General features: G+C 66.0%; 20 protein-coding genes. 13 read left to right on the top strand and 7 right to left on the bottom strand.

The window, feature by feature from the left end:
• Positions 1-22: 22 nt before the first annotated feature.
• The 6 genes from HEB94_RS54800 to HEB94_RS27505 all read right to left on the bottom strand — a co-directional run bounded on the left by HEB94_RS54800 (position 23) and on the right by HEB94_RS27505 (position 6,453).
• The gene (locus tag HEB94_RS54800) at positions 23-580 is read right to left on the bottom strand and encodes a peptidylprolyl isomerase (protein ID WP_192752586.1); all 558 of its coding nucleotides are present in this window, start codon (positions 578-580) and stop codon (positions 23-25) included.
• A 479-nt stretch (positions 581-1,059) separates the two neighbouring features.
• Complete coding sequence (locus tag HEB94_RS52750) at positions 1,060-1,890, bottom strand: ATP-binding cassette domain-containing protein (protein ID WP_192752585.1); 831 nt, start codon at positions 1,888-1,890, stop codon at positions 1,060-1,062.
• Positions 1,887-2,747, bottom strand: a complete 861-nt coding sequence (locus HEB94_RS27520) for an ABC transporter ATP-binding protein (RefSeq protein WP_192752584.1) — start codon at positions 2,745-2,747, stop codon at positions 1,887-1,889. The genes HEB94_RS52750 and HEB94_RS27520 overlap by 4 nt, the downstream gene beginning before the upstream one ends.
• Positions 2,744-3,745: an ABC transporter permease subunit gene (locus HEB94_RS27515; protein ID WP_192752583.1), complete on the bottom strand. Its 1,002-nt coding sequence runs from the start codon at positions 3,743-3,745 to the stop codon at positions 2,744-2,746. Before HEB94_RS27515 ends, HEB94_RS27520 begins: the two co-directional genes overlap by 4 nt.
• On the bottom strand, positions 3,742-4,695 hold the full coding sequence (locus HEB94_RS53745; RefSeq protein ID WP_192752582.1) for an ABC transporter permease subunit: 954 nt from the start codon (positions 4,693-4,695) through the stop codon (positions 3,742-3,744). Before HEB94_RS53745 ends, HEB94_RS27515 begins: the two co-directional genes overlap by 4 nt.
• 3 nt (positions 4,696-4,698) lie before the next feature.
• Positions 4,699-6,453, bottom strand: a complete 1,755-nt coding sequence (locus tag HEB94_RS27505) for an ABC transporter substrate-binding protein (protein WP_192752581.1) — start codon at positions 6,451-6,453, stop codon at positions 4,699-4,701.
• An 842-nt stretch (positions 6,454-7,295) separates the two neighbouring features.
• Here HEB94_RS27505 and HEB94_RS27500 point away from each other — a divergent pair.
• The 5 genes from HEB94_RS27500 to pruA all read left to right on the top strand — a co-directional run bounded on the left by HEB94_RS27500 (position 7,296) and on the right by pruA (position 14,926).
• Entirely contained in the window at positions 7,296-8,759 is a 1,464-nt protein-coding gene (locus tag HEB94_RS27500) for an amidohydrolase family protein (protein WP_192752580.1), read from the top strand.
• A gap of 584 nt (positions 8,760-9,343) precedes the next feature.
• Entirely contained in the window at positions 9,344-10,303 is a 960-nt protein-coding gene (locus tag HEB94_RS27495) for a LysR family transcriptional regulator (protein WP_192752579.1), read from the top strand.
• Positions 10,239-10,535, top strand: a complete 297-nt coding sequence (locus tag HEB94_RS27490; protein WP_192752578.1) for a transposase — start codon at positions 10,239-10,241, stop codon at positions 10,533-10,535. Before HEB94_RS27495 ends, HEB94_RS27490 begins: the two co-directional genes overlap by 65 nt.
• Positions 10,522-13,086: an amidohydrolase family protein gene (locus tag HEB94_RS27485; protein WP_192752577.1), complete on the top strand. Its 2,565-nt coding sequence runs from the start codon at positions 10,522-10,524 to the stop codon at positions 13,084-13,086. The genes HEB94_RS27490 and HEB94_RS27485 overlap by 14 nt, the downstream gene beginning before the upstream one ends.
• A 214-nt stretch (positions 13,087-13,300) precedes the next feature.
• Positions 13,301-14,926, top strand: a complete 1,626-nt coding sequence (pruA, locus tag HEB94_RS27480) for an L-glutamate gamma-semialdehyde dehydrogenase (protein WP_192752576.1) — start codon at positions 13,301-13,303, stop codon at positions 14,924-14,926.
• A gap of 103 nt (positions 14,927-15,029) precedes the next feature.
• On the opposite strand, the gene HEB94_RS27475 is transcribed toward pruA, so the two are convergent.
• Positions 15,030-15,236: a hypothetical protein gene (locus HEB94_RS27475; protein ID WP_192752575.1), complete on the bottom strand. Its 207-nt coding sequence runs from the start codon at positions 15,234-15,236 to the stop codon at positions 15,030-15,032.
• Positions 15,237-15,440: 204 nt separating this feature from the next.
• On the opposite strand from HEB94_RS27475, the gene HEB94_RS27470 reads away from it, so the two are divergent.
• From HEB94_RS27470 to HEB94_RS27435, 8 genes are all read left to right on the top strand, one after another.
• Positions 15,441-15,614: a GNAT family N-acetyltransferase gene (locus tag HEB94_RS27470; protein ID WP_192752574.1), complete on the top strand. Its 174-nt coding sequence runs from the start codon at positions 15,441-15,443 to the stop codon at positions 15,612-15,614.
• 258 nt (positions 15,615-15,872) lie between these two features.
• Complete coding sequence (locus HEB94_RS27465) at positions 15,873-16,649, top strand: phosphotransferase (protein WP_192752573.1); 777 nt, start codon at positions 15,873-15,875, stop codon at positions 16,647-16,649.
• Between the two features lie 207 nt (positions 16,650-16,856).
• Complete coding sequence (locus tag HEB94_RS27460; protein ID WP_273376528.1) at positions 16,857-17,990, top strand: acetyl-CoA C-acyltransferase; 1,134 nt, start codon at positions 16,857-16,859, stop codon at positions 17,988-17,990.
• Positions 17,991-18,569: 579 nt separating this feature from the next.
• Positions 18,570-19,031, top strand: a complete 462-nt coding sequence (locus HEB94_RS27455) for a MaoC family dehydratase (protein ID WP_337918024.1) — start codon at positions 18,570-18,572, stop codon at positions 19,029-19,031.
• Positions 19,028-20,053, top strand: coding sequence for a LacI family DNA-binding transcriptional regulator (locus HEB94_RS27450; RefSeq protein ID WP_192752571.1), 1,026 nt, complete (start codon positions 19,028-19,030; stop codon positions 20,051-20,053). The genes HEB94_RS27455 and HEB94_RS27450 overlap by 4 nt, the downstream gene beginning before the upstream one ends.
• Positions 20,054-20,105: 52 nt before the next feature.
• Positions 20,106-21,296 carry an ABC transporter substrate-binding protein gene (locus HEB94_RS27445; RefSeq protein WP_192752570.1) on the top strand — a complete coding sequence of 397 codons (1,191 nt, stop codon included), beginning with the start codon at positions 20,106-20,108 and terminating at the stop codon, positions 21,294-21,296.
• Complete coding sequence (locus HEB94_RS27440; protein ID WP_192752569.1) at positions 21,293-22,885, top strand: class I adenylate-forming enzyme family protein; 1,593 nt, start codon at positions 21,293-21,295, stop codon at positions 22,883-22,885. The genes HEB94_RS27445 and HEB94_RS27440 overlap by 4 nt, the downstream gene beginning before the upstream one ends.
• Positions 22,886-22,945: 60 nt before the next feature.
• Positions 22,946-24,283, top strand: a complete 1,338-nt coding sequence (locus HEB94_RS27435; protein ID WP_202896575.1) for an MFS transporter — start codon at positions 22,946-22,948, stop codon at positions 24,281-24,283.
• Position 24,284: the final 1 nt, after the last annotated feature.

Here is a 24,284-nt window from a genome sequence, read left to right as displayed (position 1 = left end):
AGGGATGCCGCGCAACGCACGCTCACTTGCGGAATACCTTCCTGATCTTGATTGGCGGATCGAGGCGCTGACCGTCCTGTGGGGACTGATGGATCGCGTGTACGACATCCATGCCGGAGGTGACATGGCCGAAGGCTGCGAATCCCTGACCGTCCGGATTACGCAGGCCACCGAAATCGAGCGACGGCTGGTCGCCAACGCAGATGAAGAACTGCTCTTTCGCGGTGTCCGTGCCGCCGCGCGCCATTGAGATCGCACCATCGATATGCCTGAGCCCGGTGACACTGGTGCGCTCAAGCGGAATCGGCTGCAGCTCCTCTGCGATCTTCCCCGGATCGGCTCCGCCCTGGATCACCTCGATGGCGACCGAGGTGTCGACCGTCTTCCCGGAAATCGACGTCTGATTCTCCAACGTCACCGTACGGTGCATACGCCCGCCGTCGTAGAGCCCGCTGTCCAGACGGAAGAGGAAATTCGCAGTAGTTATCGGCGCCGCGCCGGCGTCGAGTTCGACCTCGATGCTGCCGAGGGTGGTTTCGATCACCACCACCGGCAGGAGGTGTCCTGTAGTGGACGTCATTGAGATCCTTCCTGATTGTATCCCGAGCTGATGTTTGTGTCGCCGGTCCGCTGTGGTGGTTGGCCTACGGTCGACCTGCAGTCCCGCCCGCTGCACCAGTCCGGGGATCTCGGTGCTTGTTCTGGAGGCTGCTCTCGAACAAGACCTGCCGAGGGATTCGGCTTTGCCATGTCGCAGATGGACGAGTCACATCCCTGATCACCCCGCTGGACGAGATCATGATTCCTGGTGTAGCCGCGATACGCCCTTGACGACGGCGTTGGCGAAGCCGGTGGTCATCGCGTAGGTGAAGGCTAGGTCGGCCCGGCGGGGCTGGGCTCCGCGTTGCTGGCGATCCAACACGGCACATCTGCCAGATAGTCGACGCCGGCGCCGACGAGAAGTGAATTCGGAGCGGGCCGACCGTCGTCTCAGTCGCCTTCTCCTTCGCATCGCCCTTGGTCGTGCTGTTGTTGACGGTGTCCTCGGTCGTCACCTGATCATGTCCCTTCCCGGCCCAGCCCCGTCCGCACGGAGTCCCAGGCGGGGTTGATGCGCGGTACGGCGGAGAGCAGGGTCTTGGTGTACTCGTGCTGCGGATCGTCGAAGATTGCGTCGCGGGGGCCCTGCTCGACCACCCGGCCGCCACTTATGACGGCGACGGTGTGGGCGATCTGCCGCACGACGGCGAGGTCGTGGGCGATGAAGATGTAGCTGAGGTCGTGCTCCCGTTGAAGATCGCGGAGCAGGTCGAGGACCTGTGCCTGGACGGAGACGTCCAGCGCCGACACCGCCTCGTCGCAGATCACGAGCTTGGGTCGGACGACGAGCGCGCGGGCGATCCCGATCCGCTGTGCCTGCCCGCCGGAGAACTGCGCCGGGTAGCGGTCGGAGTGATCGGGATCAAGCCCTACCCGCGCCATGGCCTCCTTGACCACCTTCCGATAGCCACCGGTGGCCTTGCGCCCTTGATAGCGCAGCGGTGCCGAGATGATCTGCTCGACCGTTTGCCGGGGATTGAGCGAGGAGTACGGGTCCTGGAAGACCACCTGGACGCTGCCGCGGAAGTCTCGGAGTGCGGCGCCGGACCGTCGGGTGACGTCCTCACCGTGGAACTCGACCGAGCCCGATGTCGGATCGATCAGGCGTGCCACGATCCGGGCGGTCGTCGATTTGCCGGAGCCTGACTCCCCGACGATGCCGAGGGTCTCCCGCTGGGCCAGCTCGAAGTTGATGCCGTCGACGGCACGAAAGGCCTTCCGGCCGGGCTGTTTGAACTCCTTGACAAGATCACGTGCGCGCAGCAGTGGCGTGTACGCCGGCGTGCTCATCGCGCCTCCCGGATCGGTTCGGGCAGCTCGACGACGTCGTCCAGCCTGGGAGTGGCCGCGAGCAGCGCTCGGGTGTAGTCGTTGCTGGGGCGGGAGAAGATCGCTTCCGCGGTGCCCTGCTCGACTGTGTGCCCGTTCCGCATCACCACGATGGAGTCGGCCACCTCGCTGACCACGGCGAGATCGTGGGTGATGAACAGCATTCCGGCGCCGGTGCTGTCCTGGAGGTCGGACATCAGGGTGAGGATCTGCGCCTGGACGGTGACGTCCAGCGCCGTCGTCGGCTCGTCGGCGATGACCAGATCGGGCTGGCAGACCAGCGCCATGGCGATCATCACCCGTTGCCGCATACCGCCCGAGAACTGGTGTGGGTAGTGGCTGACGCGTCGTCCCGCGTCGGGGATCCGCACGTGGTCCATGGCCTCGGACGCAAGGCTGAGGGCGTGCCGCCGGGTGCCGCCACGGTGGGCCAGATACGCCTCGGCGATCTGGAAACCCACCGTGTAGTACGGATTCAGCGACGACAGCGGGTCCTGGAAGATCATCGCCATCCGGTCCCCTCGCAGTCGGCGCATCGCGGTGTCCGCCAGGCCGAGCAGCTCATCCCCCCAGAACGCGACCGATCCGCTCACCTCGGCGCCCTCCGGCAGCAGGCCCATGATCGCCAGCGCTGACATGGACTTCCCGGATCCGGACTCACCGACCAGTCCGACCGTCCTACCCTTCTCGATCGTGAAGCTGATGTCCTCCACGACCGTCGACCCGAAAGCCGGAAAGCTGACGGTCAGGTTCTGCACGGCGAGCATCGTCGACGACGCGTTGGCGTCCGCCGCCGGGCTCGTACTCTCGCTACTCATCGGGCACCCACCCGGACTCTCGGATCGAGGATCGAATAGGTCAGATCGACGACGATGTTGGCGAGGACGACGGCGAACGCCGCGACCAGCGTCACCCCCATGATCACCGGCTGGTCATTGGTGCCGATGGCGTCGTAGGCCAACTTGCCGATCCCGCTGAGGCCGAACACGGTCTCGGTGATCAAGGCACCGCCGAGCAGGGTGGCCAAATCCATGCCGAGCAGGGTCACCACCGGGGTGAGGGACGGCCGGAGCGCGTGCCGGAACAAGATCGGCCGGCGCGCCAGCCCCTTGGCCCGGGCCGTCCGCATGAAGTTCTCCCCGAGGGTGTCGAGCATGTTGGTACGGGTCAGGCGGGCGTACATGGACGCATACATCAGAGCGAGCACGATCCACGGCATCAGATAGGTCTCGAACCAGGCCACCGGGTCCTCGCCGAACGGGACAAGTGCCGGGAACGGCAGCCACTGGAGCTTGACCACGAGCAGGTACTGCAGCACCAGAGCGACGAAGTAGTTGGGCAGCGAGATGCCGGCCAGCGCCACCATCATGGCTCCCTTGTCCCACCAGGTGCCCTTCCTGACCGCTGAGATCATCCCGCCCGAGACACCGACCAGCAGCCAGAGCACGGCCGCCCCGGCGGCGACGGTGATCGACACCGGCATCCGCTGGACGATCGTGTGCAGCACATCTGCCCCCGACTGGAAGCTGTGGCCGATACACGGTGCGGCGCAGTGGATGGCCGACGCGCCGGAGCCGTAGGTACGGCCGACGAAGATGCCGGTGAGGAAGGTCCAGAACTGCTCGAGGAAGGGTTGGTCGATGCCCAACTGGTGCCGGATCGCATCGATCTGATCGGGCGTGCAGGTCTCGCCGCAGATACTCGACGCCGGATCCGGTGTCAGCCAGAAGAAGACGGCGAAGGTGAAGAAGACCACGGCCAGCAGGGTGATCAGCGCCGCCAGCAGCCGCTTCCCGAGGTACGGAAGGACAGTCACGCCCGACCTCCTGTCGCCCAGGCCTGCTGCAGGTTGTCGCCGAGGACGGTGAAGGAGAACACCGTGAGGAAGAGGAACATGCCGGGAATGGCGAAGAACATCGGGTCGGCGGAGTACCACGGAACGGCCGTCGCGATCATCTGACCCCACGACGGTGTCGGCGGCGTGACACCGACACCGAGGAAGGAGAGGCCGGCCTCAGTGGCGATGAAGCGGGGCACCGCTAGCGTTGCCATCACGATCACCGTGCCCGACAGATTCGGCAGGATCTCTTTGAAGGTGATTGTCAACGGCCCGGCACCGGAGGCATGGGCCGCCTCGACGAACTCGCGGTTGGCCAGCGACATGGTCTGCCCGCGGATTACCCGCGCGGTATGCGTCCAGCTGAAGATGCTGAGCACGATCACCAACAGCATCGGGCGGTTGCCCTGCGGGATGGCCGAGAGCACGGCGATCATGAAGATGAGCGCTGGGAAGGCCATCAGGAAGTCCATGATCCGGGAGATGATCTGGTCGACCCGGCCGCCGAAGAATCCGGCCAGCATGCCGAGCGTCACGCCCAGTACGGTGGTGACGGCAGTGGCAGAGATGCCGATCAACATCGAGACGCGCGCGCCGTAAACGATCCTGGCGAAGGTGTCACGGCCCTTCTGCGGCTCTACCCCGAACCAGTGATCGGCACTGATGCCGCCCGCCGGTCCGGCCGGAATACCGCCGGCCGCAGCGTTCAGCGCAGACTCGTTGAACTCGTACGGACCGTGGCCGCTGATCGCGGTGATCACCGGCGCGAAGATCGCCAGCAGCGCGACCAGGACGAGGAAGCCCACCGACAGCGCCACCGAGGGCTTGCGCAGCAGGCTGCGCCAGACCCGAGCGCGGGACCGGCCAGGCCCACCGGTGGAGACCGGATTCTCCAGCCGCTCTATCGCAGTGGATACCGAGACGGCCATGCCTCAGCGCTCCGGGTCGATCAGGCCGAGGTCGGCGTAGCCGACGTACCCAGTCCGCGCCGCATGGGCGTACGCGCCGCCGATGTTCTCCCCGACAACCTGGAGCGGGGTCTCCCGCAACAACGGCACCCGGGGCGCGCGCTCGGCGATCATCTTGTTGATCTCTCCGTACGCCTTGTTCTGCTCGTCGATGTCGGACATGACCTCCGCCTTCTGGAACGCGGCGTTGATCTTCGGGTCGTTGAGCTGGGAGATGTTGCTGTTGGCCGTCTCGGTGATGTAGTGGCCGTTGTTCGTCCGCGTCAACAGCGGTAGGCCCGAGTTCCAGCCGGTCGAGCACGTTCCGGAGATGGCCATGTCGTGCTGCTGACTCGGGGTGGCGATCACGTCGTAGAAGTTCGCCGCATCGATGACGTTGAGCTTTACGTCAATGCCTGCCTTGGCGAGCGACTGCTGGACCGCCTCGGCCTGGTTCTGCCACTTCGGAATGCCGCGCACGTCCATAGTCAGCTTGATGCCGTTGGGATAGCCGGCCTCGGCAAGCAACTGCTTCGCCTTCGCCGGGTCACCGCGGTGCCCCTTGCTCGGATACAGATCGAAGTCGACCCGGCCCGGAGTGTTCGGCAACAGCATGTCGTCGGCCGGCCCGGCGAAGACCGGCCCGCCGGTGGCATTGACCATCGCCACCTTGTCCGTGGCGTAGTTGATCGCCTGCCGCACCTTGAGGTTGTTCAGCGGCTTGACCGTCATCTTCATCGACATGAACCACGTGCAGTTCGCCAGGTCGTGGACCGTACGCGCCCTGAGCTTCGGGTCCTGCTGGATGCGTGGGAGCGCGGACGGCAGGATCGGGTTGGTGCTGGATGCCAGAGCGTTCACATCTTTGCCTTGGCCGGACAACAGGCGCTGGTCGATGGTGTTCTGGTCAAGATTCAGCACGAACTCGAAGCTGTCCGGGTACGCCTTCCGCAGGTCGTCGGTCTTGCGGTCCCAGTGCTCGTCGCGCACCATCACCAGCTTCTGCCCGTGGGTGAAGCTCTTCACGCGGTAGGGTCCGCTGGCGATCGGCTGCTTGTCGAGCTGGTCCGGCGAGGTCACCTTGTCCTTCGGGAACGGTGTCGTCGACGGCTGGGCCACGATGTTGGGGAAGGCTGCCATTGTCTGGTTCAGGTGGAACTCGATGGTCTTGTCGTCCACCACTTTGATCGAATCGAGGCCCTTCGGATCCTCGAAGACGCCCTTGTAGTCCTGGGCGCCCTTCAGATACTGCCTCATGTAGTCGCTCGCGCCGGACAACTCCGGCGCCATCGAGCGCTGGATCCCGAACTTCACGTCCTCGGCGGTGATCGGGCTGCCGTCCTCGAAGGAGATCCCGTCCTTGAGGTGGTAGGTCCAGACGGTTGCATCCTTGTTCGGCGTGCCGGTGTCGGTCGCCAGATCTGGCACCAGCGTGAGCTTGCCGGTCTTGTAGTCGTACTTGTAGCCGGTGAGCTGGCGATAGATCAGCTGATACATGTTGGTCACGTCGCCGCCGGTACCCAAGGCCGGGTCGAGGTGGGCGAAGTCGACCGCGCTGAAGATCGTGATCGTCCCACCCTGCTTCGGGTCACCGGTATACAGCGCGAAACCGTCCTTCCCGGTGACGAACCCGTCGATGCCTGCACTGCTGGATTTGACGCCACCTCCACCCCCGCAGGCGGCAAGCGACAGGGCAGATGATGCTACGACGGCAACGACAAGTCTGCGAAGACAGGTCATGGGTCGAAGTCCTATCTCTGCTAGGAAAGTGTATTTGGAGGCCGACGGGAGATGACACGGTAGCTACGAAACGGCTAGCAGTCCAGCGAACACATTCGTGTCTACATTGGCAACGTCGGCGTATCCGTCAGCTACTCACGGACCTGACCATGTGTAGGCACCTCCTGTCGGCGGCGCCCATTCTGCTGGATCAAACAGATCTGGCTCGAAGTAGCGGCGTACGCTTCGCAGTCCGCCGCCTGAACCCGTTCATGGCTCATAAGCCACTCGTGCCGCGCGCCGATCGGGTACCCCCCAGGGATGGAGTGGGCCGAAGCGGTCATGTTCGAACCGGATGAACTTGACGTCTGGCATGACAGAGAGCGCTCCTTTGAGAGTTGACGGACAGGCCAAACTCCCGCCGCGTGCAGCGCCCCACCGGCCAGCCTTCCTGTTACAGGTCGAGCTCGTGGGCGATCCGCGTCGCGGCCTCAGCGGAGCCTTCAGTATCCCGACGGGGCTACACCAGCGATAGCAACTAAAAGTCTCGATGATCATTCGGGAAAACCGAATGATCACTGCCGAAACGAACATGCGCCACCAACTGCTAGGCGCAGTGTCGGTGCCGCTCAACGGAACCCGTCGCCAGCCATCACCTCTGGGCGCACCTGATGACCGGACCCTTATGCGTCCTCCATAGGTCAGACAATTTTTCTAGAAGCCTTGACTTGGTGTCAGCGCCTAGGCCATAACGGGATGCGAGCATCAGACACATATGGGTCACTGCCCCACCCGCCAGGAAGGAGTTGTGGCGGCCGCTAACGACGACCAGCGGGGCAACGGCTAGCCGGATTGCTAACGCCATGCCTGGCGGCGATGGAACTTGTGACCTGCCTGAAACCTGCGACAGGTTCCAACGTTGTTCAATGATTCAAATGATCAGCCTCAGAAAAGGGAGTCTCATGCCGGAATACACAGCCCTGCAGCATGCCACCCTTATTGATGGCACAGGAACCGACCCGACCCCGGATTCGACGATCCTGATCGTGGACGGCAAGATCGAGGCCGCTGGCCCTGTTGGTTCTGTGAACATTCCCTCTGACGCCGAGATTCGGGATCTCGCCGGCGCTTATGTCATTCCCGGCCTCATGGACGCAAATATTCACCTGGTCTCCGCTCGCACGCCGGACACGCTTCTGGAGTTCGAAGGCCGCTACGAAGAGTTGGCCTTCGAGGCAGCCGAGATCGCTCTCAAGTACGGACTCACGACAGTCTTCGACACCTGGGGTCCGGCTGCGCCGCTGGTAGCGGCACGGGATGCGATCAACGCCGGTAAGTGGAGGGGGTCCCGGTTCTTCTGTGCCGGCAACATCCTCGGCCTCGAAGGCCCCATGTCGCAGGACTTCTTCAAGACCGGCCTCACCTTCGAGCCCGAGACGTTGGACCGCATCAACGAGATCTGGGAGGTTGGCTGCGGCACGAAACTCATCTCGATGACCATCGACCAGATCGGCGAAGCGATCGCCAACTACATCGACGGAACCGGCGTCGACTTCATCAAGTACGCTGCCTCCGACCACCGAGCCGAAGGCTTCCTGCTCTTCTCCGAGCAGGCCCAGAAGAAGATCGTGGAAGTCTGTCACGAGAAGGGCCTGCTGGTCCAGGCACACACCACCACGGTCGAGTCGCTGCGGATGGAGGTCGAGGCCGGTGCCGACCTGCTGCAGCACCCCGACGTCACCGGCGGGACGCCGATCCCCGAGAAGTTGATGGCGGAGATCGTCACGAAAGAGCTACCGTGCATGACCCTGATGGTCACCGAGCGCTATCTCGCCTGGCTTGGCGAGGCGAAGCCCACCATGGCTACGAAGCGGTCGGTTGCCGACCAGAACAACCGCACGTTCATCGAGGAGGGCGCTCGCGTCCTGTTGACCACCGACGCCTTCGCTTACGGTCAGCGGGTCAAGAACCACGCCGGCTTCCGGCCCGGCATTCTCGAGGACACCGTCCCGGACATGCCCACCCAGATCGGTCGCGGCCACTTCCTATGGATCCAGGCCGCATGGGAACGCGGCTTGGCGCCAATGGAGATCCTGCGCTCCGCCAGCGCCTACATCGCACAGGCATACGCCAAGGACGATCTCTATGGCACCGTGACTCCCGGCAAGGTGGCCGATCTTGTAGTCCTCGACGCCGACCCCCTGGCGGCCCCCGAGAACTACGGCAAGATCCGCGACGTCATCAAGGACGGAATCACGGTTGACCGGGATTCTCTTGCGGCGAGCCGGCTCCTGGCGGACGACCCGGGCGAGTACGTACCTGCCTGAGGACGGCCAAAGGCTCCAGCGCACGTCCCGGTCCGGCGACTCCTCAATGAGCGCCGGCCGGGACGCGCAGCCTACGTGAGTAGGCGGGCAGGCCATCGCCGCGCGGAAATCATGCCGGCGCGCTTCAACCGGTGAGCTGCTTTCGGTGAACGTTGGCCCAGCAGACCACGGCCGTACCGAACACGTGTCTGCCGTTGCGGGCAACGTGTCAACCGCGACGACGCTCCGTGGTCGTTGGCATCAGCCGGACACTCAAACTGGGCGATAGCCGCCCTTCCTGCTGCCGGACCAGATCCGCGGCAGTGTTTACTGTTCATCAGACGGGCGCACCTACAGCGTCCCCGAAACAGGACGACATCGTCGCTCCGAATTTACAACAAAGAAAATGCGATCTCATCACAACACCGACGATGGAGCAGGCAGGACTTCCAAGCCGATCGATCGCAGTGACATGAGGTTGCCTTTTTGTGCATCGATGCAGCGGTGCTCGGCCCGGACTTGGCAGCGTTATGGTGAATACACAATCGCCACTACTAACCCCGAGGACAAATCGCTCAGAGAAAGAGAGCTCGTGGAGCGATCAATTGCTGAATCTGCATCGACTACGGCTACTTCATGAGTTTCGCTTGCGCGGAACGGTGGCGGCGGTTGCTGCAGCGCTCTCCTATAGCCCGTCTACGGTATCGCAACAACTGGCGATCCTTGAGCGAGAGGCCGGTGTCGGGCTTTTCATTCCCGTTGGGCGCCGCCTGCAGCTCACACCAGCGGGAGAACAGCTCGCAGAGCGAGCCGCCGAATTGCTTGCGCTTCACGACCAGATTCGGGATGAGCTGCGAAACGGGTCCGACCAGGTGACCGGAACAATCCGGCTGTCGGCCCTTCAGTCGACGACCCTGACCGCCCTTCCGAGGACTCTGACGGCTCTTCAGCGTGATCATCCGCGATTGCGCGTCGAGATGTTCCAGCTTCCTCCCGAACAGGCCTTGTTCGAGCTAGCTGGCCGGCGGTTCGATCTTGTGATCGCGGAGCAGTATCCAGGCACATCACGCGATCTCCAGCCCGACTTCGACTACGAGCCCTTGTGCGAGGATGCTATGCGCATTGCGATCGCCCCCGACTGTTCGGCGGCATCCCTGGCTGATCTTCGTAACGCCGTCTGGGTGATGGAACCGTTGGGGACGGCCGCCCGAGAATGGGCAGTTCAGCAGTGTCGCGCGGCCGGATTCGAACCGGACGTCCGCTACCAGACTGATGATCTCACCGCGCATCGGCTCCTGATCCAGAGCGGGAACGCTTGCGGGATACTCCCAAGTCTGTTCCTCGGGAGTCGGCCCGCGGACCTAACACTGATTGATCTTCCCGGGCGACCTCTGCGTCACGTGTTCACGACGGCCCGCAAGACCTCAGTCAACACCCCCGCGCTCCGCGCCTGCCGCCAAGCATTGCGTGCTGCAATCGCGGCGCCGGAGGTAAACGGCGTTGCTGCCCGATCCGGCCTCGCTGTCACGGGCGGGCGGCCGCCCGGAGAAGCATTGTCGGCGTGACATCGTGGACGCGATCTTCCATCTGGTCGACAACGGCACCAAGTGGAGGTCGCTGCCCGCGGACTTCCCTCCGTGGTCGACGGTGTACAACTACCTCGCCGCCTGGGAAACCGCCGGCATCACCCAGAACGTGCTGGACTGTCTGCGAGATCGGGTCCGGTTGGTCGAGGGTCGTGCCGCCGCTGCGGCATCGGCTGCCGTTATCGACCCGCCAGTCGGTGAAGGCGGCTGAGACCGTCGCCAAGCCCAGCAGAGGCTATGAAGGAAAGAAGCTCAACGGTCGGAAACGTCACATCGTCGTGGACACCCTTGGCCTACTGCTGTCCGTCATGGTGAGTGCCGCTTCGGTCCAAAACCGCGACGCACCGCCCACCCTGCTGCACCACCTGACAGCCTGCTGCCAGCGGATCAAGCTGATCTGGTCCGACGGCGGCTACGCCGGCAAACTCCTGTCCCGGACCAAAGAACATCTCGGTGTGGCAGTGCAGATCGTGGACGAGCCACTGTCGAGCCTGGATGTGAAGCTGCGCAAGGAGGTCCGCACCAAGTTGCGCAACCTGCTGCGCAAGATCGAGCAGACGGCGGTGTTCGTGACGCACGATCAGGAGGAGGCGATGGCCATGTCCGATCGGATCGCGGTGCTCAACGGCGGCGTGATCGAGCAATTTGGCAGCCCGCAGGAGATCTACAACAGCCCACGCACCGTGTTCGTGGCCGACTTCCTCGGCGTGGAGAACATCTTGCCGGTGACCTCGCGCGGGTCGTCCCGATGTGCGGACGACGTCTTCGAACTCAATGCGGCCGGGCGACCGCCCGCCAGCTACATCGGGATCCGGCAGAGCGGCGGCGGCGTTGCGGTGCGGGAGGCGGGCGCCGAGCACGGCGCCAACGAGATGGTCGCGCGGGCGACGATCGTGCAACGCACATATTTGGGCGGCGTCACGCAGTACCAGTTGGCCGCAGGCCCGTCGGACACAGTCGTGACGGCCGAGGTGCCGCGAGCCGCCAGCCGTTTCGATCCGGGCGACGCCGTCGTGATCGCAGTCCGCGACGACGCCCTGCTGTACCTGTCGGAGGCGGTCGCCGATTCCGAGGCGCCACCGGAGTCGCAGCGCTTGCCGTGGCCATCGGCCGGCGTGCTGGTCGATGGCTCACGAGCGGCAACAGGCGCAGGCGTCGTGGCGCGTCCCGCTCCGCGCCCAGACCGTAGTCCCGATCGACAACGTTATGGAGACGGAATGACCGACGACGCCGCGAAGACAACCCACTCCGCTCCCGACCGAACGGTGGGCGAGGGGCCCTATCCACGGCTGATCTTGCGCGATGTCACCCTCATCGACGGTACGCTGGCGCCGCCGCAGGGCCCGGTAGACATCGTGATCACAAACGGCGTCATCGACTCGATCTACCTCGTGGACAGTCCGACGGCGCGCATGCAGCACCCGAGCCGGCCAGAGCCAGGGCCGGGCGGACGTGTGATCGACTTGGCGGGCCACTACGTGCTCCCAGGGTTGTTCGACTGCCACGGCCACATCGGCTCGCCCAACAAGGCCCCGTCGGCCCAATACGTGTACGACCTCTGGCTGGCGCACGGCGTGACGAGCGTGCGAGACCCCGGATGCTTTCGTAACGGATTGGACTGGACGCGGCGTGAGGCGGACCGAAGCGCGCAGAACGAGATCGCGGCGCCGCGGATCTTCCCATACGTGGGCTTCGGGGAGGGTCGGACCGAGCCGTTCCGGCGCCCCGATGAGGCGCGAGCCTGGGTGCAGTCAGTCGCTGAGCGCGGAGCGGCCGGCCTGAAGTTCATGGGCTACCAAGCGGACATCATGTGCGCCGCCATCGACGAAGCCAACAAGCTTGACCTCGGCACCGCATGCCATCATGCGCCGACCACGTTGGGTCAGGCCAACGCGCTGCAAACGTCGCGCTGGGGTCTGTCGAGCGTCGAGCACTGGTACGGCATTCCCGAGTCGATGTTCACCGACCGGCGAGTCCAGCGCTATCCGCTCGACTACAACTACGAGGACGAGCAAGAGCGCTTCTATCAGTCCGGACAGGTGTGGTTGCAGGCCGCCGAGCCGGGCTCGGCGCGTTGGAACGACGTAATCGACGAGATGATCAGCCTAAACGCGACGCTGTGTCCCACCTTCGAGGTCTACGCAAGCAACCGAGACGCACAGAAGGTGATGACGCTCCCGTGGCACGGGACGTACACGGCGCCGCAGTCATGGCGTTATTGGCGGCCCAGCCGACACAGCCACGGCTCGGTGTTCTACGACTGGACGACCGAGATGGAGGTCGCGTGGCGGCACAACTTCGAGCGGTGGATGGCGTTCGTCAGCGAGTACTACCACCGCGGCGGCCGCGTTGTTACCGGGACTGACCCCGGCAATTGCTTCAAACTCTGGGGCTTCGGCAGCGTCGAGGAGCTGGAGCTTTTCCGCGAGGCCGGGATGCATCCGCTGGAGGTGGTCAACGCGGGCACCTTGCAGTCCGCCGAGCTGCTGGGTGTGGCCGACGTGGTGGGGAGCGTGACGCCCGGCAAGATCGCCGATCTGGTCGTCGTAGGCGAAAACCCGCTGCTGAACCTCAAGGTGCTGTACGGGTCAGGCCGGATCCGCCTTCGCCCCGATGGCGAGCTCGAGCGGGTCGGCGGAGTCCGTTACACAGTCAAGGACGGCATTGTCTACGACGCTCCGGCCCTGCTGGCGCGCGTGGCCGACGAGGTGCGCCACGAGCGAGAGAAGCTCGGCCAGAGCGAGCTCGAGCCCTTGCCCTGACCAATCGGCGACGCCCATCGCCATGCGGATGACCAATAACGCACAGAGAGGACGAGTTGAGAGCGGAGGCACAGCGCTCGTCTCGCGGTGGCACTCACGCGAACGAGGTGGTAACGCTCATCGTCTGCTGCAGTGCGTTGTTCACGACGACAACTCGACAATGCGCTCGGAACACGCACGATCCTGACAGAGAGACCAATGCGGGAGTCAGACCATGGATGCCGTCACGCAGGTACCCCCACCAGGGAACGAACCCGTCCACACCTACACGCCGCGAAGCCCGGAGCGCGCCAGTCTCCAACGCCGGCTGGCCAGCATGACGGCCGAGCAGGTCGACCTCACGATCACGGTCGGCGGGGTCCGGAGGCCGGGCGGCGGTGACCCGATCCCCGTGGTCATGCCGCACGACCACCGGCACTTACTCGGCACGATGCACAACGCCACCGAACAGGATGGCGAGGACGCGATCAAGGCCGCACAGGACGCGGCCGCCGACTGGCAGGCGATGAGCTTCGACGATCGGGCGGCGATCTTTCTCCGGGCCGCCGACCTGGCGTCGGGTCCCTGGCGGGACACCCTCAACGCCGCCACCATGCTGGGCCAGAGCAAGACGGTCCAGCAGGCCGAGATCGACTCCGCCTGCGAGTTGATCGACTTCCTGCGCTTCAATGCCGCCTATGCACGAAGGATCTACGCCGAGCAGCCGATCTCCTCGCTGGGCGTCTGGAACCGCGTCGAGTACCGTCCACTGGAGGGGTTCGTCTACGCGATCACGCCTTTCAACTTTACGGCGATCGCGACCAACCTGCCGACGGCGCCCGCGCTGATGGGTAATGTCGTGCTGTGGAAGCCCTCGCCCACGCAGACGCTCGCGGCCTTCCACACGATGCGAATGCTCGAGGCGGCCGGCCTGCCGCCCGGCGTGATCAACCTGCTGACCGGTGACGGTATCGCAGTGTCGAACGTCGCGCTGCGCCACCCGGCGCTGGCCGGGATCCACTTCACCGGGTCCACGCGTACGTTCCGGCGGCTGTGGCGCGGTGTCGCCGATGGCCTGGACAGCTACCACAACTATCCGCGGATCGTGGGAGAGACCGGCGGCAAGGACTTCATCGTCGCGCATGCTTCCGCCGACCCGGCGGTGCTGAAGACGGCCCTGATCCGCGGCGCGTTCGAGTACCAGGGGCAGAAGTGCTCCGCCGCGTCACGGGCGTACGTCCCGCGCAGCATGTGGGACCGGATCGCCGACGATCTCGTCGCCGACACCGAGGCGCTGACGATGGGTGATGTCGCCGACCTGTCCAACTTCATAGGCGCCGTCATCGACGGCCGGGCCTTCGCTAAGCACGCCGCAGCTCTCGAACGCGCGAAGTCGACCGACTCCGTCCACATCCTGGCCGGCGGCAGGTACGACGACAGCACCGGCTTTTTCGTCCGGCCCACCATCCTAGAGAGCGACGACCCCACCAACGAGATCTTCACGACGGAGTACTTCGGGCCAATCCTCGGTGTTCACGTGTACGACGACGCGGCGTACGACCAGGTGCTCCGCCAGCTGGAATCGGTCGCGCCGTACGGCCTGACTGGGGCGGTGATCGCCCAGGACCGCGCAGCGATCGCGACCGCGGCCGCCGAGTTGCGCTACGCCGCCGGGAACTTCTACGTCAACGACAAGCCGACCGGCGCCGTCGTGGGGCAACAACCTTTCGGTGGTTCGCGGGCCAGCGGCACCAACGACAAGGCCGGGTCGCTGTGGAACCTCATTCGCTGGGTGAGTCCACGGACGCTGAAGGAGACGTTCGTCCCGCCGACCGACTACCGCTACCCCCACATGGGATAGGGACCCGCCGCGCGACCCGGCGTCCATGGGGAGGCAGATCCATCCGCGTCGACGACTACGACGCCCGCCATACCGCTCTCGCCTCGTCGATGCGGGCACGCGTCTACTGTTCCTCCTCGTCACCGCGCATTTCCTCCAAGCTGAGCAGGAGGTCGACTTCGTCGGTGTCGAGGTCGTGGAGGTAGGCGGTCAAGGCTTCCTGGACGAGATCGAGCAACTTGGCAGCCCGCAGGAGATCTACGACGGCCCGCGCACCGTATTCGTGGCCGACTTCCTCGGCGCGGAGAACATCTTGCCGGTTACCTCGCACGGGTCGACCCGATGTGCCGGCGACGGTTCCGAGCCGCGGCCGCGCATCGGCGCCCTTCGACGTCGACGGTGCGGCGGCGCTCGATGGGCGGAGTAGTCGCCGCGGGGGTTGACACGGGGGGCCTCCACGCGCGTACGTGTCCACCCCGCAGAACGCGCCAGGCGGCGATCTCCCGGCCGATCCGCCCTCTCCTACCATGCGGCAGTGCACATCTTGGGGATCAACGTCGAAACGTCGCTGGTAGGACGCTGGAAACGCGTCGACCCGCGTGTCGGACGGCTGGACGACTGGGTGGTTGCCGGCGATCACCAACGTCAAGGAGTCGGCTCCGCCCTCGCCCGCGCCTCCCGGAGCGACCTGCCCGGGCCCCTGGGCTGATGACCCATTGGATGGCCACGGCCTCGATCCGGTGGGGCCGGCCAAACCACGTCGCGGACTTGACCGGGAGACGGCTAGGGTCTCTGGTGGTTGTCCGATGAACCGACCGAGGAGACGCTGGTGCATGGCGAGCTGTCGGACGGGAATCTCGGCAACGGTGCGACGAGGTCCAACCTGCTCAGGGAAGGTTGGGGGCTCACCGGCGTCTCGCTACTCCAGCGCCTACAGACCTACCCGACTCGATATGTCGGACGGATCGTGTGTGACCAGGGCTGCTTCGCGGTCAAAGTTGACGCCGATCCCGGTCCCGGAGTTGAAGGCTCGCAACACGTTCAGTTAGCTGTTGCCAGGGCGCTGGCACATCACGTGCCGGCCATCGTCCCCGATCTGTCCGGGGCACCGTATGTCGTGGACAAGGACGGGCGCCGGCTCACCGTCTTCGAAGACATCCGTGGTGGTCAGCCGACGTCAAGCGCGCCGACCTGGCATCGGCTAGGCGCCATTCTGGCTCAGATGCATGCACTCCCTACCGTCTCGAAAGACTTCGCGATACCTGTCCAGGCCGCCGCGAACGAACTCGACCAGCAGGCGGGTGACTACCCGTTCGCCGAGGACTTCCGCTCACTGACGCACCGCGTGCGCCGCATCAGCGATCAACCAGGGGCCACCATCCACGGCGAGGTCAACCTGAGCAATGTCCGACAGCGACCCGACGGCGACCTTGTGCTGCTGGACTGGGACGCCGCCGGAACCGGACCGATCGCCCTCGATCTGGGCTACCCGCTGATCTGCGTCTTCCACGACGAAGATCTCACCTGGCATCCCGACCATGCCGCCGCCTTCTACGCCGGCTACGCCAAGAACAGTACGGGAACGATCCCCTCTCCCGAGCAGATCTTCGACGCAGCCCTCATGCACGCGCTGCGCTACCTCCGATTCGCGAACACCGCCCAGCGATGGACCCGCGCAAGGTACGCAATCAACCAAGAAGCCAGACTCCTCGAGTTCCTGGCCCGCACTATCGGCCAGCACTGACACCCGCGGACCACGCTGCGAAGTACAACCACGTATAGATAGGCGGGACCTACGCGCAGGGGTATGCGTCAAGGCGCTGCTGGCCGCGCGACACAGATTAGGAACGCATCGTCACTTGTCCACATCAGTCCAGGACTCGCCCCACCGGTGGAGCAGGGCCCGGCGGTGGTCCCTCTCCAGCCTGATCCATGCCGGTCCGGCTCCTAGTTGCACGCAGGTTGCACGACCGTCGACCTCGGTGCCATCGCCATCGAAGAGGCCATGAAACGAGCCGCGGTTGAGCCTGACCAGATCGACCAAGTGGTGCTCGGACACGTTCTCCAAGCGGGTTGTGGTCAGATCCCGGCCCGGCAGGCCGCGGCCAAGGCGCGGATCCCCTTGACCGTCCCGGCACTGTCAGTCAACAAGGTCTGCCTGGCCGGACTCAACGCTGTCGCGATGGCCGACATGATGATCAGCTCGGGCCTTGCAGACGTCATCGTCGCCGGCGGCATGGAGTCGATGCCCCAGGCCCCGCACCTCCTACGCGACTCCAGACACGGCATCAGATACGGCGACGCGACCATGCTCGACCACGTTGCCTACGACGCGCTCTGGGACGCCTTCACCGATCAGTCGATGGGTGCCCTGACCGAGTCCTGCAACCCCGGCGATGCTGCAGTCGCCCGCAGGGACGCCGACGCGCTCTCGGCCCGCTCGCATCGACTCGCGACATCGTCGAGCGACACGCTTGCCGAGGAGATCGTGCCAGTCCGAGTCCCACAGCGACACGGCGACGACCACCTGATCAGCCGCGACGAAGGCATCCGGGCCGACTGCACAGCCGAGGTGCTCGCGCAACTGCCTCCGGCATTCACCCCTGACGGCAGCATCACCGCCGGCTCCTCCAGCCAGCTGTCCGACGGGGCCGCCGCCATGGTGATCATGAGCGAGGACGCCGCGGCCCGCTACGGTTGCAGGCCCCTCGCCCGCATCGGCGCGTACGGCACGGTCGCCGGCCCGGACACCTCGCTACAGCTGCAGCCAGCTCACGCCATCCGCGTAGCTTGCCGACGCCAACGCCTCAACAGCGCCGAACTCGATCTGATCGAGATCAACGAAGCCTTCGCCGCCGTGGTCCTCGCCAGCGCCCGGGACCTCGGCCTCACCGACACAGAGATCGAGGAGCGAGTCAACATTCACGGCGGCGCCATCGCACTCGGCCACCCGCCCGGCATGAGCGGCGCGCGACTCGTGCTGCACCTGGCGATGGAACTGCACCGAAGCGGCCACGGAACCGCCGCCGCAACACTATGCGGCGGAGGCGGACAAGGCGACGCACTCATACTCACGGCCGCTTAGAAGCATGCGCCTACAACATCACTATCAACGAAGGCGGCTCGCTCCCGACTCGAACCGAGGACGAGGCACATGAGCAAGGACGCCACCTACATGCTCGACCACACCAGCCATCGTTGACATCGCCCCTCCCCGGCCGCCTGATGCACGCGTCGCCGGCTCTGCTTTGAAGACCCGGCGCTCGCGGTATGTCGAGCGCGGCGGCGACCTGCTTCGTAGACGGCTCGGCCGCGCCTCATTGCTGTCAAAGCGGGCTTGCGCGGGACACGGGGGGCCGAGGGCGAACCAGGCTGGCCGGGAGCGGCCACCATGATGAGTCGGGCCGCGGGCGGGTTAACTGCATCGAGCGGTCAAGACCTGGTGGCGCCAGCAAACCGGCACGGCGCCCGGGGCAGCGTCGCGCCAAGGCCACCTCAATCCCGGCGACGGATGTGTCGTCGACTGACATCCTCCGGCCCGGACCAGCGCGGAAGTCGATACCAGCGGACGCGGCGATCGTCAGCAAGCACTTGACGAGTCGCCGATCGAGGGAGAAAGATGCCGTACTGCCGTTGGTAAAACGTTATACCACTGGAGGAGCGTGTGCAGACGGTGAAGCGGTACGTCGAGGACTACGAGGTCGGTACACGCCGGCAGAGCACCGGACGCACCATCACCGAGGCGGACATCGTTCTGCATGCGGGTCAGACGGGAGACTGGTTTCCCCACCATGTCGACGCCGAATGGTGTGCCACCCAACCCTTTGGTCAACGCATCGCGCACGGCACCCTGATCCTGTCGGTCGCTGTCGGGATGACCGCCGGCGACATCAATCCGGTCGCGTTCAGCTACGGCTATGACCGGATCCGCTTCGTCCGGCCGGTGTTCATCGGTGACACGATCTCGGTGGAAGCCGAGATCGCCGGCCTTCGGCCGCACCCGACACGCGCCGACGCCGGTTACGTCGACGAGAAGGTCACCGTCACCAACCAGCGTGGTGAGGTCGTCCTCGCGTTGGTCCATATCTACCTCGTCGAGCGCCGACCGACAGAGGCGCCGGCATGACCACCGGTCATCGGCCGCGTGGACTGTCCGCCGTGGCACAGCACGCCGGCGTGTCGGTCTCACTCGCCTCTCGCGTGCTCAACGGTGACAGCACTTTGCGGGTACGTGACGAAACCAGGGAGCGGGTGGTCGCTGCCGCGCGCGAGTTGCACTACGTTCCCCACGGTGCGGCACGAGCACTGCGCCTTTCTCGTGCGGGCGCGATCGGACTCGTCGTCCACGACGTGAGCAACCCGATTCACGCCGGGATCATCCGAGGCGCCCAGGAGGCGGCGTCTGCGGCCGGCCAGGTGTTGCTGCTGGCGGAAGCACCCGAACTCGCGGCGAACAACGCCGTACTGGACCAACTACTCGGAGACGGCCGGATCGACGGTCTGCTCTGGCAGGGCAGCGGATTCGACTTCGACGACGCGCTGTCCACACGGGCGGCGGAGCGGTTGCCGACGCTGTTGGTCAACAGCCGTCCCCGAGCCGGGCTCCCGGCGGTGCGGCTGGCCGACGAGGACGCCGCCGGGGTGGCCGTCGACCATCTCGTCGCTCTCGGGCATCGCGACATCGGTTACCTCGGTGGGCGAGCGGGTTCCGACCTCTCCGACCGCCGGCAGTCGGGCTGGCGAACGGCGCTCCAGCGGCACGGACTACCCGTCCGTCGGAAGTGGATCGTCGAACAGGACTGGAACTCCGAGGCCGGCCACGCCGCGATGAGCAAGCTGATAAGCGGTACGCAGCGACCCACCGCGGTGTTCGTCGCCAATGTCGTCGTCAGTGTCGGAGCGCTTGCGGCCGCACGCGAGGCCGGCGTCCGCGTCCCGGAGGACCTGTCCGTGATTGGCCTGCACGACGCGTGGTTCGTCGCGCACGGCTCCCCGCCCCTCACGACCGTGCGGCTGCCGTTGCAGGCGATGGGCCGGCGGGCTGTGGAACTGGTGCTGTCCGGCGCGAAGGCCGAACCCGGCGGCCACCTCCTCAGCGATCCTCCGCCCGAACTCGTCGTACGCCGCTCCACCGCCAGTCCGGGGTGAACGGCACGACACCACACCTCCCGACGCGCCACCTCCTGAGGAAAGGACCGACATGCCGCACCTTCGGGGCATGACCTGGAGCCACCCCCGGGGCTCTGCTTCGGTACACGCGGCCACCGCCGCGTTCACCGCCGTCCATCCGGAGGTGACGGTCGAGTGGGCAGCGCGTTCGCTGCAAGAGTTCGAGGACGTCCCCGTGGTCGAGTTGGCCCGGAGGTTCGACCTAATCGCCATCGATCACCCCTTCGTCGGACAGGCAGCGGCGACTGGCGCGTTGCTCCCCCTGGACGAGGTTCTGCCGGCCGAGACCCTTGCCGAGCAGGAACGGAACTCCGTCGGGCCCAGCTACCGCAGCTATGCCATGGCCGGACACCAGTGGGCGCTCCCGATGGATGCGGCGGCGCAGGTGTCGGCGTACCGGCCGGACCTGCTCCAGGCGCCGCTACCGCGGACCTGGGACGAGGCCCACGCGCTCCTCGCCTCCCTACCCGCAGGGGTCGTCGCCGAGTCACCGGCCAACCCTACGCACTTGTGGTCGACGTTCATCTCGCTGTGCCACCACGTTGCCACCGAGGCCAACCTCACCGCGGACGGCGTCGGCGGTCGGCCGCGGTGGTGGCCGCGAACCGGAATCGATCCGTCGATCGCGGTCGCCGCGCTGGAGCGGGTGTACCAGTTGCTGCACCGGGTGGACCCGGTATCGCTGACCCGTGACCCGATCCAGACGCTCGACGCGATGGCCGCCGGGGCACCGATCGGCTACGTCCCACTCGTCTTCGGCTACTCCAACTACGCGCGCGACGGACACGGCCGCCATCTCCTCAGGTTCGCCGACGCGCCATACCCGGGACCGACACCCGTCGGCACCATGACCGGCGGGGTCGGCTTGGCTGTGTCGGCCCAGTGCGCCGATCCCGGTGCCGCGGTCGACGTCGCGGCGTGGATCGTGTCCGAGGCCTGCCAGCGGGGCACGTACCTGCACGCGGGCGGCCAGCCCGGGCATCGCCGGGCCTGGACCGATCCGTCCGCGAACGACCTGACCCACGGCTTCTTCGCCGACACCCTGGCCACGCTGGACGCGTCGTTCCTGCGCGCACGCGACGCTGGATATCCCCGTTACCAGCAGCGCGCTGGGGAACTGCTGCACGAGCGGGTACGCCGGCAGGAGCCGCCGGCGGCCATCGGCAAGGAACTGCTCGACCTGTGGCAGCGAACGGTCACCGAAAATGGTGACGAGGCATGACGACCCTTGCCACTCTTGCCCGCCGCGCGCACGAACGCTTCGCCGACCGGCCCGCGATCCTCTCCGGGGACGGGTGGCTCACCTTCGCAGACCTCGGCGCCGCGGCCCGGCGTACCGCCAACCGGCTGTTGACAGCCGGCCTGCGCCCCGGCGACCGCGTGGTGATGGCGCTCGACAACCGGCCAGAGGTTCTGATTGTCGAGCATGCCCTCTTTTTGAGCGGACTCGTCCGGGTCGCGGTGAGCAGTCGCCTGCACGGCCAGGAGATCGCCACCATCGCGGCCGACTGCGGAGCGGCTGCCGTCCTCTGCGAACAGACCCACGCCGAACTCGTCGCGGACCGTCGTTCCACTCTCCCCCTGTTGCGGACGCTCGTCGCCGCCGACGGCGGGGCTGTGGCCGGGAGTGACTCCACGCTGGCCTACCTGGTCGCGCCAGGTGCCTCCGAGACGGCCCCGGACGTGCCGGCTCCGACCGAGGACGAGGTGGCGGCACTGATGTACACGTCGGGGACCACTGGCCAGCCGAAGGGCGCGATCGTCACGCATGCCGGATGGCTCGCGATGCTGCGCGCCTTCTGGGCCGAACTTCCGCCGTCCGGTCCCGGCGACGTCGTGCTGCACGTGGCGCCGATGAGTCACTTCGGTGGTTCGGCCGGCTCGGCGTACACGTTCCGAGGTGCCGCGGTCGTGCCCGTACGACGGTTCGACCCTCCCCGGTCCCTCGACCTCGTCGTGGAGCACCAGGTGTCGGTCCTCCCCCTCGTTCCGACGATGCTGAAGGAATTGACCGCTGTTGCCGAACGCCGGGCTGAGGCCGGGACACCCTTCCGGGCGGCACATCTGCGCGCGGTGCCTTACGGCGGTTCGGCGATCTCGGCCCAGGCGTTGGTACGGGCACGGGAGGTGTTCGGTGACGTGCTCTACCAGTGCTACGGCCTTTCGGAGGCCCTGGCGCCCCTCACTGTGCTGAGCGCTGCCGAGCATCGGCCCGTACCGTCGGCCACCGCGCCAGCGCGGCTGTCCTCCGCAGGACGGCCGGTGGCCGAGATCGAACTCCAGGTTGTCGACGCCGACGACGTCCCGGCACCGGTGGGAGCACCCGGCGAAGTACGCGTGCGTGGAGCTGCCGTGATGCCCGGGTACTGGGACCGGCCAGAGGAGACCCACGAGGTTCTCTCAGCCGACGGCTGGTTCCGTACCGGTGATCTCGGCCGACTGGAGGACGACGGCTACCTCTACCTGGTCGACCGGCGCCGCGAGGTCATCGTCAGCGGCGGCTTCAACATCTACCCGTCCGAAGTAGAGCGCGCCATCGCCGAACTCGACGCCGTACAGGAAGTCGTGGTGGTCGGTGTTCCCCACGAACGCTGGGGCGAGGCCGTCGCGGCCGTGGTCGTCACCCGGCCCGGTTTCACGCTGTCCGACGAAGACGTCGTGACCGCCTGCCGAGAACGCCTTGCCAGCTACAAGAAACCGCTCTACGTCGAGTTCGCGACCGAGTTGCCCGTCTCTGGCAACGGGAAGTTGCGGCGCCGGGAGATCCGCGAGAGGTACTGGGCCGACCGTGCGCGGCTCGTCGGCGAATGAGCAACCCGCGCACGAGAACTCGCTGAGAAACGCTCCCACACGAAGGAGGTAGGCCGAGCCGTGGCTGCCACTACACCCGCCACTCGCACCGCTACCAGGAACGACAGGGGCTTCAGGTACCGGTGGGTCATCCTGAGCACGAACTTCCTCGTGCTCGGACTCAACTACGCCGACCGCGCCGCCATCGGTTTGGCCGCGCCATTGATCATCGCCGAGTACGGATTCTCGAAGTCCACCTGGGGCTGGATCTCCGCCATCTTCTTCGTCGGGTACGCGCCTTTCTGCTTCGTCGGCGGCTACACCTCCAACAAGTTCGGCCCGCGCAAGGTGATGGCCTGGGCGGTGGGATGGTGGTCGTTGTTCACCGCCCTGACCGCCGCGGGATTCGGCCTTGCCTCCTTCATGGTCATCCGGCTGTTGTTCGGCTTCGGCGAGGGGCCACAGGCGTCGGTGACTGCCAAGACGATGTCCAACTGGTTCCCGCGCCGTCGCATGGGCACCGCTCTCGGGCTGTCCCAGGCGTCCACGCCGCTCGGCGGGGCGGTCGGCACGCCCATCATTGTCGCGATCATCAACGCGTTCCACGGAAACTGGCGGGCGCCGTTCATCATCCTCGGTCTGGTGGGGATCTTCTTTCTGATCGGCTGGTGGGTCCTCGTGCGGGACACCCCCGCCGTCCACCCGTGGGTGCGGGCGGGCGAGGTAGCCGAGATGGAGGAGGACGCCCAGGTCGCCGCGCGGTCCACAGGCACCGACGACCAGGACGACCGGAGCCTGGCGAGCTACCTGCGGATGCCGATCGTCGTCACCACGGCCCTCACCTACTTCGGTTACTCCTGGGTTCTCTACACCTTCCTCACCTGGTTCCCGGAGTTCCTGCACGACGCACACGGCCTGGACCTGAACCAGATCGCCTTCACCGGCGCGATCCCCTGGCTGTGCGGCTTCGTCGGCCTCGCCCTCGGCGGGATCTTCACCGATGCGCTCGGCCGGAGATTCGGCCTGTTCGCGTCGCGCAAGTGGACGACGGTCGTCGGGCTGCTGCTGGTGGGACTCGCGTTCGCTCCGGTTGGCGTCGTTCGCACCACCGCCGCGGCCGTCGCGTTGATGGCCGTGACCGTGTTCATCCTCTACGTGGTGGGCGCGCAGTTCTTCGCGCTGATCCAGCCCGCGATCCCGGCGCACCGCTTCGGCGCAGCGTCCGGCTTCGTCCACTTCATCGCCAACCTGGCCGGCATCTTCGCGCCGATCGTGCTCGGCTACATCGTCGATGCATCGGGTTCGTGGGAGCTGTCCTTCCTTATCTCCGGGGCGGTCGCAGCCGTTCCCGCGATCCTGCTCGCTGTCTTCGGACGCGCACGACGCGCGTCCGCCGCCGTCCCGGCCTCCACTCACTGAA

The sequence above is a fragment of the Actinopolymorpha pittospori genome, assembly GCF_014873875.1.
Taxonomy (GTDB): domain Bacteria; phylum Actinomycetota; class Actinomycetes; order Propionibacteriales; family Actinopolymorphaceae; genus Actinopolymorpha; species Actinopolymorpha pittospori.
This window is presented reverse-complemented; position numbering and strand designations above follow the sequence as displayed.